Source organism: Streptomyces africanus, from assembly GCF_030816955.1.
Lineage (GTDB): Bacteria > Actinomycetota > Actinomycetes > Streptomycetales > Streptomycetaceae > Streptomyces > Streptomyces africanus.
Genome location: NZ_JAUSYP010000001.1, coordinates 6,347,942 through 6,361,082, shown reverse-complemented (window position 1 = coordinate 6,361,082; position 13,141 = coordinate 6,347,942). Strand labels below are relative to the sequence as shown.

The following is a 13,141-nucleotide window of genomic DNA, read 5'->3' as shown; positions in this document are numbered from 1 at the left end:
GGTTATCCGGGGGGTGCCGGGCGGTGGAAATCGGTTAACGGCGCAGGAGCGGGAGCGGGGCCCCCATCACCGCGTACGGCTTGGGGGCGCTCGGGAAGAGGACCTGGCGGGCCAGGTCCCGGTAGCCGAGGGAGCGGTAGAGCGCGCGGGCGGGGCTTTCGGTGTCGATCGCGGAGAGGATCGAGCGGGGTTCGGCGGCGCTGTCGGTGATCGTGGTGATCAGGGAGCGTCCGATGCCGCGGTTCTGGTGGGCGGGGTGGACGTGCAGTTCGGTGATCACGAAGGCGTCGTCGAGCCAGTGGTCGTGGTGGTTCGCCCTGAGGTACGGCTCCACGACGGTGGACCACCAGTGGGTTCGGTCGTTGGGCATGCCGTAGACGAAGCCCACGAGGTTGCCGCCGGTTGTCGCGCCGAGGGCTCGGGCGCCCGGGTAGGTCATGTGGCGCAGGACGATCTGGCGGCGGACTGCGACTTCGTCGGGGCCCAGCCCGAATGCCACGGCTTGGACTTCCAGGGCCTCGTCGACGTGGGCGGAGAGGTCGAGGGGGCCGATCACCAGGTCCATGGCGGGGAGCCTACAGGGGGCTTTCCGTTGTCAGAACAGCACGCTCATGAAGGCGCCGACCTCTTGGAAGCCCACCCTCTGGTAGGTCCTGCGGGCTGCCGTGTTGAAGTCGTTGACGTACAGGCTCGCCACCGGGGCCACGTCGGCCAGGGCGTAGCGCAGGACCGCCGCCATGCCGGGGGCGGCCAGGCCGGTGCCCCGGTACTCGGGGTCGACCCAGACGCCCTGGATCTGGCAGGCGCGGTCGGTCGCGGCGCCGATCTCGGCCTTGAAGACGACCTTGCCGTCCGCGTCGAAGCGGGCGAAGGCCCGGCCGGAGCCGACGAGTTCGGCGACGCGGGCCTGGTAGAGGAGGCCGCCGTCGCCGGCCAGCGGGGAGACGCCGACCTCCTCGGTGAACATGGCCACGCACGCCGGCATGATCTTCTCCATCTCGTCCTTGCGGACGCGACGGACGTAGGGGTCCGGGGCGATGCCGTCCGGCAGGCGGTCGGTGACCATGAGCGGCTGGTGGCGGCGGACGTCGCGGGCCGGGCCCCACTGGGGTTCCAGCAGCCGCCACAGGTCGGCGGTGGAGCCGGCCGGGCCGACGATGGAGGAGCAGCGGCGGCCGGCCCGGCGGGCGCGGTCGGCGAAGGCGCGGACGGCGCGCGGAGTGGCGCAGATGGGGACGAGGTTGGCGCCCGCGTAGCACAGGGACGTCAGCATGCCGTCCTCGTACCAGCCCCACATCTCGCCGCCGAGCCGCCACGGGTCGAGGCCGGCGATCTGCACGCGGGACGCCACGAAGGCGTTGGCCACCGGCTCGCGGTCGAGTATGGCGAGCGCGGCGTCCAGGTCGCTCGGTTCGAGGACCCGGGAGGTCGTCTGCGTCAACACGGGCGGGGCCTCACACACTCGGGTCTGCTGGTCTCCGCACTATAGCTGCGCTGCTTGGGCGGGCGCCCTCGAGCTCGGGAGCCTGGGGTTTGTCGGCGGGTGCGGGGTTTTCTGTGGCTGAGCGCGCAGTTCCCCGCGCCCCTTTCAGGGGCGCGGACCCAGAACTGGCGGCTTTTCAAACGTCAGCCCGCTACCGCCACCGACGGTTCGCCCGAGATGACGCCGTCCTTTTCCATCTGCTCGGCGAGCTTCATCGCCTCTTCGATCAGCGTCTCGACGATCTTGGACTCGGGGACGGTCTTGATGACCTCGCCCTTGACGAAGATCTGGCCCTTGCCGTTGCCGGAGGCGACGCCGAGGTCGGCCTCGCGGGCTTCGCCCGGGCCGTTGACGACGCAGCCCATGACGGCGACGCGGAGGGGGACCTCCATGCCGGTGAGGCCGGCCGTGACCTCTTCGGCCAGCTTGTAGACGTCGACCTGGGCGCGGCCGCAGGAGGGGCAGGAGACGATCTCCAGGCCGCGTTCCTTGAGGCCCAGCGACTCCAGGATCTGGAGGCCGACCTTCACTTCCTCGGCCGGGGGCGCACTCAGCGAGACGCGGATCGTGTCGCCGATGCCCTGGCTGAGCAGCGCGCCGAAGGCGACCGCCGACTTGATCGTGCCCTGGAAGGCGGGACCGGCCTCCGTGACGCCCAGGTGCAGCGGGTAGTCGCACTGCTCGGCGAGCTGCTTGTACGCCTCGATCATCACGACCGGGTCGTTGTGCTTGACGGAGATCTTGATGTCCCGGAAGTCGTGCTCCTCGAAGAGGGACGCCTCCCACAGGGCCGACTCGACCAGGGCCTCGGGGGTCGCCTTGCCGTACTTCTGCAGGAGGCGCTTGTCGAGGGAGCCCGCGTTGACGCCGATGCGGATCGGGGTGCCGTGGTCCCGGGCCGCCTTGGCGATCTCCTTGACCTTGTCGTCGAACTGCTTGATGTTGCCCGGGTTGACGCGGACCGCCGCGCAGCCGGCCTCGATCGCGGCGAAGACGTACTTCGGCTGGAAGTGGATGTCGGCGATGACCGGGATCTGCGACTTGCGGGCGATCGTCGAGAGGGCGTCGGCGTCGTCCTGGGTCGGGCAGGCGACACGGACGATCTGGCAGCCGGAGGCGGTGAGTTCGGCGATCTGCTGCAGGGTCGCGCCGATGTCGGACGTACGCGTCGTCGTCATCGACTGGACCGAGACGGGGGCGTCTCCGCCGACGGCCACGGATCCGACCTGGATCTGCCGGCTCTTCCGGCGCTCGGCGAGCTTGGTCGGAACGGACGGCATGCCGAGAGAAATCGCAGTCATCTGCTGTGCAACCCCAAGTCGTGGATCAAGGTCCGGTCCCGTGAGCAGCGGGCTCCGAGCTTCGAGATTACGGCACATGCCCTGGCGCGGGCACATCCCGCCCGCATGGCCACTCCATGGGGGCGGCCCGGCACACAGCATGCCGGGCCGCCGTGAACGCCGTATGACTAGGAGATTCTCACCGGGTTCACCACATCCGCGATCAGGACCAGGATCGTGAAGCAGACGAAGATCCCTGCGACCACGTAGGCGACGGGCATGAGCTTCGCCACGTCGAAGGGGCCCGGGTCCGGGCGGCGCAGGACCTTGGCCGTGTTGCGGCGCAGCGACTCCCACAGGGCGCCCGCGATGTGACCGCCGTCGAGCGGCAGCAGCGGGAGCATGTTGAACAGGAACAGGGAGAGGTTGAAGCCGGCGACCAGCATGAGGGCCATGGCCAGCTGCTGGGTCGGCGGTATGTCGAGGGTGAAGATCTCGCCGCCGACGCGGGCCGCGCCGACCACGCCCATCGGGGAGTCGGCCTCGCGCGGGGCGCCGTCGAAGGCCGCGTTCCACAGGGCCGGGATCTTGCCGGGGAGGTCGGCGAGGGAGTCGACGGCCTCGCCGATCCGGTCGCCCATCCAGGTCACGGACTCGCCGAAGTCCTGCTTGACCACGCCGGTGGCGGCGCTGAAGCCGAGGAATCCGGCCCGGACGTACTGGCCCTCGACGATCTGTCCCCCGGAGTCCTTCTTGGCTACCTGGTTGGTGGCGATCTTCGCGTGCAGGGTGACGTCCTGGCCCTTGCGGTCGACGACGATCGGCACCTCCTTGCCGGGGTTGGCGCGGATGAGGTCGGACAGCTTGTTCCAGTCGTCGGTCCTGACGCCGCCGAAGGAGACGATCTTGTCGCCCGCCTTGAGGCCCGCGGCGGCGGCCGGGCTCGCCGGGTCGCCCTTCTCGCACTTGTCGCGGTTCTCGCTCTGCGCGATGACGCACTGGGAGACCGAGCTGACCGTGGTCGTCTGCTGGGTGATGCCGAAGCCCATCAGGATGGTGAGGAACAGCGCCACGGCCAGGATCAGGTTCATGAAGGGGCCCGCGAACATCACGATCACGCGCTTCCAGGGCGCGCGCGTGTAGAACATGCGGTTCTCGTCACCCGGCCTGAGCTCCTCGTACGCGGCCGAGCGGGCGTCCTCGATCATGCCGCGCCACGGGGAGGTGGAGCGGACCTCCAGCCGGCCGTCGGGGCCGGGCGGGAACATCCCGATCATGCGGATGTAGCCGCCGAACGGGATGGCCTTGAGCCCGTACTCGGTCTCGCCCTTCTTGCGCGACCAGACGGTCGGGCCGAAACCGACCATGTACTGCGGCACGCGGATGCCGAACAGCTTGGCGGTGGACAGGTGCCCCAGCTCGTGCCACGCGATCGAGAACAGCAGCCCGACCACGAAGAGACCTATGCCGAGGATGAACATCAGGGTCGTCATGCACGGGCCTCCGCCGTCTGTGCCGCCAGTTCCCGGGCCCGGGTCCGCGCCCAGGTCTCCGCTTCGAGGACGTCCGACACGGTGAGTGAGGTTCCCGTACGCGGGGTGCCGTGCTCCTCGACGACCCGGGTGACGGTCTCCATGATCCCGTTGAAGGGCAGTGCGCCCTGGCGGAACGCCTCCACGCACTCCTCGTTGGCCGCATTGAACACCGCCGGGGCGGTGCCCGCGAGCGCGCCGACATGCCGCGCCAGGTTCACCGACGGGAAGGCCTCGTTGTCGAGCGGGAAGAACTCCCAGGTCGAGGCCTTGCTCCAGTCGAAGGTGGGCGCCGCGTCGGGCACGCGCTCGGGCCAGCCGAGGCCGATGGCGATCGGCCCGCGCATGTCGGGCGGGGTCGCCTGGGCCAGTGTCGATCCATCCGTGAACTCAACCATCGAGTGGACATACGACTGGGGATGCACGACGACCTCAATGCGGTCGAAGGGAATGTCGTAGAGCAGGTGTGCCTCGATCACTTCCAGGCCCTTGTTGACGAGGGTCGCGGAGTTGATCGTGATGACCGGGCCCATGGCCCAGGTGGGGTGCGCCAGGGCGTCGTCGACGGTGACATGGGCCAGCTCCGCCTTCGTACGGCCGCGGAAGGGGCCGCCGGAGGCGGTGACGACCAGCTTGCGGACGTCGGCGCGGGTGCCGGCGGCCAGGGCCTGGAAGAGGGCGGCGTGCTCGGAGTCGACCGGGATGATCTGCCCGGGCTTGGCGAGGGCCTTGACCAGCGGGCCGCCGACGATGAGCGACTCCTTGTTGGCGAGCGCGAGGGTGCGGCCCGCCTCCAGGGCGGCCAGGGTCGGGGCGAGGCCGATGGAGCCGGTGATGCCGTTCAGGACGGTGTGGCAGTCGGACGCCGCGAGCTGCGTGGCCGCGTCCGGGCCGGCGAGGATCTCGGGGAGCGGCTCGCCCGTGCCGTACTGCGCGGTGAGCGCCTCGCGCAGGGCCGGTACGACGTCCTCGCGGGCGACCGCGACCGTGCGCGCCCGCAGCCGGTACGCCTGCTCGGCGAGGAGGGCGACCCGGCCGCCGTTGGCGGACAGGCCGGTGACCCGGAACCGGCCGGGGTTGCGCAGCACGAGGTCGATGGCCTGCGTGCCGATCGACCCGGTGGAGCCGAGGATCACCACGTCCTTCGGGCCGTCGCCCGCTACGGGGTCGTAGACCAGATGGGGGTCGGCGAGGGGGGCTGGACTGTCGCTCATCCCTCCATTGTTGCCGTAAGCGTGGTGTGTGAGGACAGCGCATCCCCTTCGCGGGGGCGCGCGCCGCATCGGCCCGCGCCCCCATAAGTGCCGAGTTACCGGATCGGCCGGTGGACGTTCTCCTTCTGGCTCGGTCCCGGTGTCGCGTCCGCGATCCACGGTCCCTCGCCCGACGGGTCGACGATGCCGCGCTCCAGCCACTCGTACGTGCCCGACAGGACGCCCTTGACGACCTTGCGGTCGAGGTCGTCGGTGTTGGTCCACAGGCGGTTGAAGAGCTCCTCGATCCGGATGCGGGACTGGCGGCAGAAGATGTCGGCGAGCTGGTAGGCCTCGCGGCCGTGGTCGCCCTGGCTGCGCAGGAGTTCGGCCCGGACGCAGGACGCGCTCATGGCGAACAGTTCGGCGCCGATGTCGACGATCCGGCCGAGGAAGCCCTGCTTGGACTCCATCCGGCCCTGCCAGCGGGACATGGCGTAGAAGGTGGAGCGGGCGAGCTTGCGGGCGGTGCGCTCGACGTAGCGCAGGTGCCCGGAGAGGTCCACGCCGTGTTTGAACTCGCCGTAGGTGGCCGGGAGCTGGCCGGGGCCCGCGACGAGCTTGGGCAGCCACTTGGCGTAGAAGACGCCCGCGCCCGCGCCCGCGCGGGCCTTCTCGCCCAGGGATTTGTCGGGGTCGATGAGGTCACCGGCGACCGAGAGGTGGGCGTCGACGGCCTCGCGGGCGATGAGGAGGTGCATGATCTCCGTGGAGCCCTCGAAGATGCGGTTGATGCGCAGGTCGCGCAGGAGCTGCTCGGCGGGGACGCCGCGCTCGCCGCGGGCCCGGAGGGACTCGGCCGTCTCGAATCCGCGGCCGCCGCGGATCTGGACGAGTTCGTCGGCCATCGTCCAGGCCATCTCGGAGGCGTACAGCTTGGCGAGCGCGCCTTCGATACGGATGTCGTTGCGGTCCTCGTCGGCCATCTGCGAGGCCAGGTCCGTCACGGCCTCGAGGGCGAAGGTGGTGGCCGCGATGAAGGAGATCTTGGAGCCGACCGCCTCGTGGTGTGCGACCGGCTTGCCCCACTGCTCGCGGGCCACCGACCACTCCCGGGCGATCTTCAGGCACCACTTGCCGGCCGCGACGCAGGAGGCGGGCAGGGAGAGCCGTCCGGTGTTGAGCGTGGTCAGGGCGATCTTCAGGCCCTGGCCCTCCTCGCCGACGCGGTTGGCGGCGGGAACGCGGACCTGGTGGAAGCGGGTGACGCCGTTCTCGATGCCGCGCAGGCCCATGAAGGCGTTGCGGTTCTCGACGGTGACGCCGGGCGAGTTGGTCTCCACGACGAAGGCCGTGATGCCGCCCTTGTGGCCCTCGCTCCTCGGGACCCGGGCCATGACGACCAGCAGGTCGGCGACGACGCCGTTGGTGGTCCACAGCTTGACGCCGTCGAGGACGTAGTCGTCCCCTTCGGGCACGGCGGTGGTGGCGAGGCGGGCCGGGTCGGAGCCGACGTCGGGCTCGGTGAGCAGGAAGGCGCTGATGTCCGTGCGGGCGCAGCGCGGCAGGAAGCGCTCCTTCTGTTCCTGTGTGCCGAACAGCTTCAGCGGCTGCGGCACGCCGATCGACTGGTGCGCGGAGAGCAGCACGCCGATCGCGGGGCTGGCGGAGCCGACCAGGGAGAGCGCCTTGTTGTAGTACACCTGCGTGAGGCCGAGACCGCCGTACTTGGTGTCGATCTTCATGCCGAAGGCGCCGAGCTCCTTCAGTCCGTCGATCACCTCGTCGGGGATGCGGGCCTCGCGCTCGATGAGGGCCGCGTCGACCTTCGTCTCGACGAAGTCGCGGAGCTTGGCGAGGAACTCCTCGCCGCGCTGGGCCGCCTCGTCGGCCGGGAGGGGGTGGGGGTGGATGAGGTCGAGCCGGAAGCGGCCGAGGAAGAGCTCCTTGGCGAAGCTGGGCTTGCGCCAGTGCTGTTCCCGGGCGGCCTCCGCCACCTCACGGGCCTCCCGCTCGGTGACGGCGGGACGGGAAGAGGGGGTGGTGGAAGCGGACATGAGGGCCACCTCGCCGCATATAGGGATGTTGAGGACCGTACGTTACCGATCAGTGCTACTGGATCGTTGGTACCCGAAACCGGACGCTCCCACCAGTCCTCGCGCATCCGTTCAGCCGATGGGGCGGAACGCTCCCGGACTTGTCGGGGGCCTGACGACGGTGTTGCATCGGGGTGCCGGCCAGGAGTCGGACATCCCCCTGAGAAATAGGTATCGAAGCGCTTCGACAACCTATGGACACGTACTCCCGCTGGAGCTACTGTCGAACCACCCTCACCCACACACATCAGTAACGCGCATCGTCGAAGCGCTTCACAAAGCTTGGAGAGCTGGATGGTCACCCTCGCCGAGGTCGCCCAGCACGCCGGAGTCTCGGCGAGCACGGTGAGCTATGTCCTCAGCGGCAAGCGGTCCATCTCCGCGACCACCCGGCAGCGGGTCGAGCGGAGCATCCGCGAGCTCGGGTACCACCCGAACGCCGGGGCCCGTGCCCTGGCCAGCAGCAGGTCGAACATCATCGCGCTGATGATCCCGCTGCGCACGGACATGTACGTGCCCGTGATGATGGAGATCGCCATCGCGGTGGCGACCGCCGCCCGGACGCACGGGTACGACGTGCTGCTGCTCACCGGTGAGGAGGGCCCGGACGCGGTGCGCCGCGTCGCCGGGAGCGGGCTCGCCGACGGGATGATCCTGATGGACGTCGAACTCGACGACGAGCGGCTGCCCTTGCTGCGCGATGGGGGCGCCCCCGCTCGAGCGGAGTCGAGAGTGGGGGAGGACCAGCCGTCCGTGCTGATCGGGCTGCCCGCCGACACCACCGGGCTGACCTGCGTCGACCTGGACTTCCGGGCGACGGGCGCCCTGTGCGTGGAGCACCTGGCGAAGCAGGGGCATCAAGACATCGCTGTCATCGGCGAGGCCCCGGCCGTCTACGAGCGGCACACCGGTTTCGCCGAGCGCACCCTCGACGGGCTCCGGTCCCGTTCCCGGGAGCTGGGCGTGCGGTTGCTGCACCGGCCCTGCGAGGGCGGGTACGACGCGATGGCCGTGACACTCGCCCGGATCCTCGACGAACGCCCGGGGACCACGGGGATCATCGTGCAGAACGAGTCGGCGGTCGAGCCGCTGCTCGCGCTGCTGCGGCAGCAGGGCCGGGCCGTGCCGGAGGACGTGTCGGTGGTCGCGATCTGTCCCGACCAGGTCGCGACGCAGGCCTCGGTGCGGCTCACGTCGGTCGCCATCCCCGCGCAGGAGATGGGCCGGCACGCCGTGGAACAGCTGGTCGCCAAGTTCGAGGGGCGCGGCGGCGACGAGGTCGTGCTGCTCGCGCCCGAGCTGACGGTCCGGGGCAGCACGGGGCCGGCGCCCACCCGGCCGTAAGGCACACCACACCCCCCTTCTCCCGCCCTCCCAGGGCACCCCCATGTCCGCACACCTCTGTCTGAACACCTCTGTCTGAACACCTCTGTCTGCACTCCCCCAGGAGCACAGGAGCCCGCCACGTGAATCAGCCTGCTGAAACCCAGCCCCAGGTGAGTCTGGCGCAGTCCTCCCCCACCGTCGGCACGTTCCGCGAGCGGGGCGGCGCGCTGGAGTGGAGCGGCCGTCAGGAGACCGTACGGATCGAGCCGTGGGGTCCGGACGCGGTCCGGGTGCGGGCCCGGCTCGGCGGCCCGGTGCTCGAAGGGCTCCCGGGCGCGCTCCTCGCCGAGGCGCCCGCGACCCCGTCCACGGTGAAGATCGAGGACGGGCGCGGGCAGCTGACCGTCGGCACGCTCACCGTCGAGGTGAACGCCGAGGGCCTGATCCGCTTCCTGCGGACGGAGGACTCCGCCGAGCTGCTCGCCGAGGACCGCGCCCACTTCTGGTGGCCCGGCTCCCGCCTCTACACGGCCGTCGGCAATGGCCACCACCGCCTGGAGCAGCGCTTCGCCGCCTACGACGACGAGAAGCTGTACGGCCTCGGGCAGCACCAGCACGGGCGCCTGGACCAGAAGGGCCTGGTCCTCGACCTGGTGCAGCGCAACGCCGAGGTCGGCATCCCGGTGCTGACCTCCAGCCGCGGCTACACGCTGCTGTGGAACAACCCGGCGATCGGCCGCGTGGAGCTGGCACACAACGGCACGCGGTGGGTCGCCGACTCGGCCCGGCAGATCGACTACTGGATCACGGCGGGCGATCCGGCCGCCGCCCAGCGCCGCTACAGCGCGGTGACCGGCCGGACGCCGATGCTGCCGGAGTGGGCGGCGGGCTTCTGGCAGTGCAAGCTGCGCTACCGCACCCAGGACGAACTCATGACGGTGGCCCGGGAGTACAAGCGACGGGGCCTGCCCATCTCGGCGATCGTCTGCGACTTCTTCCACTGGACGCACCTCGGCGAGTGGAAGTTCGACCCGAAGGAGTGGCCGGACCCGGCGGCGATGGTGCGCGAGCTGGAAGAGCTCGGCATCAAGCTGGTGGTGAGCGTCTGGCCGTCGGTGTCGCCGCTCAGCGAGAACCACCCGGTCATGGAGCAGCGCGGCTGGTTCATCGGCACGCAGTACGGCCCCATGGCGCACGCCGACTGGCCCGACAAGGAGGTCGCCTCCACGGTCCAGGTGGCCTTCTACGACGCCACCAACCCGGAGGCCCGGGAGTTCGTGTGGTCGAAGGTGAAGGAGAACTACCTCGACCCGTACGGCATCACGGCGTTCTGGCTGGACGCCTGCGAGCCGGAGCTGAAGCCGGGCTTCCAGGAGAACCTGCGCTACTGGGCGGGCCCGGGCCTGGAGGTCGGCAACATCTACCCGGCCGAGAACGCCCGCACGTTCTACGAGGGCCTCGTCGCCACCGGCGAGGAGGAGGTCGTCAGCCTCAACCGCTCGGCCTGGGCGGGCAGTCAGCGCTACGGCGCCGCCCTGTGGTCCGGGGACATCGGCACGGACTTCCCGACCCTGCGCCGCCAGATCGCGGCCGGCCTCAACACCGCCCTGTCGGGCATCCCGTGGTGGAACACCGACATCGGCGGCTTCCACGGCGGCGACCCGGACGACCCGGCGTACCGGGAGGTGATGGTCCGCTGGTTCCAGTTCGGCGCGCTGTCCCCGCTGATGCGTCTGCACGGCTTCCGCGACCCGGGCATGCCGCTGGGCCCTGCGATGACCGGCGGCCCGAACGAGGTGTGGTCGTACGGCGAGGAGGCCGGGGCGATCCTGGAGCGGTATCTGCGGCTGCGCGAGCGTCTGAAGCCGTACGTGCTGCGCGTCATGCGGGAGGCGCACGAGGAGGGCCTGCCGGTGATGCGGCCGCTGTTCCTGGAGTTCCCGGACGACCAGGCGACCTGGTCGGTCGACGACTCCTACCTGTTCGGCCCGGACCTGCTGGTCGCCCCGGTGCTCACCGCCGGGGCCACCGCCCGCACGGCCTACCTCCCGGCGGGGGCCACCTGGACGGACGCGTGGACGGGTGAGACGTACGAGGGCGGCCGGTCCGTGACGGTCGACGCCCCACTGGACCGCATCCCGCTGTTTCTGCGGGACGGGGCGCGGCTGCCCGTAGCGGAGTAGCCGCGTCAGCGGGGGGGTGGCCGGTTCGATGGAGGTCATCCGGCCACCCCTTCCGCCTGTTCGGCCAACTTCCGTCCAGCGCAAGCGGGTTCGAGAGGATAAGTTCCCTGCGTGTCCACGTCTCCGCTCGCCCTCACGCTGGCGAACCTGTTGCTGCGGCCGGGCTTCGGCTCCCGCCGTGCCCCGGACCGGATCTTCGACCGTCTCGTGGTGGAGGCCGGTGAGGCGCCGGGCGACCGGGAGTTCGTCGACGGCTTCCGGTCGCTGCTGGGATGGTGGGCGAAGGCCGAGCGGCTGACCCCGGTCGGCTGGCAGTCGGCGCAGGTGCACGTGCGCCGGCACCTCACCAACCGGGCCCGCGTCCTGCGGCTGATCGCCGAGCATCCGGAGATCGAGCGGGAGCCGATCGAGAAGCCGGTGTTCGTCGTGGGGCTGCCGCGCACCGCCACCACGGTCACGCACGCGGTGCTGTCGATCTCGGACGGGCACCGGTGCCCCCTGCTGTGGGAACTGCTCGGGCCCGACCTGGAGCTGCCGCCCCGGCAGCGGCGCAGGGCGATCAGGGCCGGGCGTCGGCTGGTGCAGGGCACGGACCTCTTCGCGCCGCGTTTCCGGGACATCCACGCGATGGCCGCCGAGGGACCGGAGGAGTGCACGTTCGCGCTGCCGCACGCCCTGATGCCGTTCTCCCAGGCCCGTATCCCCGAGTACCAGGCGTGGCACTGCGCACGGGACTTCGTCGCCGACTACCGGTACCTCAAGCAGGTCTACCAGGTGCTCCAGTACGGCCGTCCGCGGCGGCGCTGGGTGCTGAAGTCCCCCATGCACCTGGAGAACCTGGACGCGCTGCGCACGGTGTTCCCCGACGCCACGATCGTGTGGTGCCACCGGGATCCGGTCACCGTCGTGGCGTCGTTCTGCTCGCTGATCGAGCACGGCATGGCCGTCAGCACCCGCCCGCTCGACCTGCCCGGCATCGGCGCCACCTGGCTGGGCCTGCTCAGCCGTGCCATGACGCGCGGCCTCGCGGCCCGGGCCGCCATCCCCGCCGAGCAGCTGGTGGACGCCCCGTACTCGTGGCTCGGCTCCGACCCCGCCACGGGCGCCCCGAAGCTCTACGCGGCCGTCGGCGCCCCCTGGACCGAGGGGGACACGGCCCGTCTCCCGGCGGCCGTCGCCCGCCCCAAGGGCACCCGGAAGCACACCTACGACCTGTCCCGCTACGGCCTGACCCGCGCCGACGTCGAGTCGGCGTTCGCGGACTACAACGCGCTGCGGGACGAGGTCGACCGCGCCTGAACGGCACGGCCGGCCCCGCCCCGGTGCGGCGTCAGCTGCTGCTGACGGACAGGCTGTTGGTGCGGAAGTCCAGGCCGCCGGACGACGAGGTGATCTCGTAGCCGAACTGGACGTCACCGATGGTCTCGTTGCCCATCCAGCGCTTGGTGTCCTTGATCCACTTCAGGATCGGCAGGATGTTCACGGTGCCGGAGCTGGAGTTGGAGGTGCGGATGAACGAGAACACCTCGTTGGAGCCGTTGGTGCCCTTGAAGACGTTCCAGGAGTGGCCGCCGAGACTGACGCTGCCCTGCGAGCTGCCGATCGGGCCGACGGGTCCGGTCTTGTTGACCCAGAGCATGATCTCGTAGTCGTGGTCCGTGTCCCAGATGTCGTACGACGTGTTGTACGCGCCGGAGGACGGGACGCTGACGTTGTAGCTGCTGGACAGCGAGCCCAGCGAGGTGATCGACTTGTTGATCGCCTTCGTCTGGTTCGGGTAGGACTTGATGCCGCCGGTGTTGGGGTGGTTGGCCCAGACGCCCCAGTTGGTGCCGGAGTTGGCCCAGATGCACTGGCTGCCGGCGCCGCCGCCCCAGATGTTGTTGTAGAGCGTGTAGCCGTTCAGGTTCGTGCTGGCCCACTGGTCGCAGGAGTTCCAGACGGCGGCCGAGGCGGGGGCGGAGGCGAGGCCGACGGTGGCGCCGAGTGCCAGGGCGGGAGCCAGCAGGGCTTTGGCGACCCTGTTCAGCGTGCGTGATGCCATGGTG

At 70.4% G+C, this 13,141-nt stretch carries 10 protein-coding genes; 3 read left to right on the top strand and 7 right to left on the bottom strand.

What is annotated here, in order from left to right:
- Positions 1-34: 34 nt before the first annotated feature.
- The 6 genes from QF034_RS29605 to QF034_RS29580 form a co-directional block, all read right to left on the bottom strand.
- Positions 35-565 carry a GNAT family N-acetyltransferase gene (locus QF034_RS29605; RefSeq protein ID WP_307177765.1) on the bottom strand — a complete coding sequence of 177 codons (531 nt, stop codon included), beginning with the start codon at positions 563-565 and terminating at the stop codon, positions 35-37.
- A gap of 30 nt (positions 566-595) precedes the next feature.
- Entirely contained in the window at positions 596-1,444 is an 849-nt protein-coding gene (locus QF034_RS29600; RefSeq protein ID WP_307177764.1) for a GNAT family N-acetyltransferase, read from the bottom strand.
- Between the two features lie 182 nt (positions 1,445-1,626).
- Positions 1,627-2,784 carry a flavodoxin-dependent (E)-4-hydroxy-3-methylbut-2-enyl-diphosphate synthase gene (gene ispG, locus QF034_RS29595; RefSeq protein WP_307177763.1) on the bottom strand — a complete coding sequence of 386 codons (1,158 nt, stop codon included), beginning with the start codon at positions 2,782-2,784 and terminating at the stop codon, positions 1,627-1,629.
- Between the two features lie 167 nt (positions 2,785-2,951).
- A complete protein-coding gene (locus QF034_RS29590; protein WP_503167797.1) occupies positions 2,952-4,256 on the bottom strand; it encodes a M50 family metallopeptidase in 1,305 nt (434 codons plus the stop codon).
- On the bottom strand, positions 4,253-5,509 hold the full coding sequence (dxr, locus tag QF034_RS29585; RefSeq protein WP_307177762.1) for a 1-deoxy-D-xylulose-5-phosphate reductoisomerase: 1,257 nt from the start codon (positions 5,507-5,509) through the stop codon (positions 4,253-4,255). The genes QF034_RS29590 and dxr overlap by 4 nt, the downstream gene beginning before the upstream one ends.
- Positions 5,510-5,604: 95 nt before the next feature.
- Positions 5,605-7,545 carry an acyl-CoA dehydrogenase family protein gene (locus QF034_RS29580; protein WP_307177761.1) on the bottom strand — a complete coding sequence of 647 codons (1,941 nt, stop codon included), beginning with the start codon at positions 7,543-7,545 and terminating at the stop codon, positions 5,605-5,607.
- Between the two features lie 333 nt (positions 7,546-7,878).
- On the opposite strand from QF034_RS29580, the gene QF034_RS29575 reads away from it, so the two are divergent.
- The 3 genes from QF034_RS29575 (at position 7,879) to QF034_RS29565 (ending at position 12,392) form a co-directional block, all read left to right on the top strand.
- The gene (locus QF034_RS29575) at positions 7,879-8,928 is read left to right on the top strand and encodes a LacI family DNA-binding transcriptional regulator (RefSeq protein WP_307177760.1); all 1,050 of its coding nucleotides are present in this window, start codon (positions 7,879-7,881) and stop codon (positions 8,926-8,928) included.
- A 122-nt stretch (positions 8,929-9,050) separates the two neighbouring features.
- Positions 9,051-11,093 carry a glycoside hydrolase family 31 protein gene (locus QF034_RS29570; RefSeq protein ID WP_307177759.1) on the top strand — a complete coding sequence of 681 codons (2,043 nt, stop codon included), beginning with the start codon at positions 9,051-9,053 and terminating at the stop codon, positions 11,091-11,093.
- 111 nt (positions 11,094-11,204) lie between these two features.
- Positions 11,205-12,392 carry a sulfotransferase family protein gene (locus QF034_RS29565; RefSeq protein ID WP_307177758.1) on the top strand — a complete coding sequence of 396 codons (1,188 nt, stop codon included), beginning with the start codon at positions 11,205-11,207 and terminating at the stop codon, positions 12,390-12,392.
- Between the two features lie 31 nt (positions 12,393-12,423).
- Here QF034_RS29565 and QF034_RS29560 read toward each other — a convergent pair whose 3' ends face one another.
- Positions 12,424-13,137, bottom strand: coding sequence for a glycoside hydrolase family 12 protein (locus QF034_RS29560; RefSeq protein ID WP_307177757.1), 714 nt, complete (start codon positions 13,135-13,137; stop codon positions 12,424-12,426).
- Positions 13,138-13,141 lie beyond the last annotated feature (4 nt).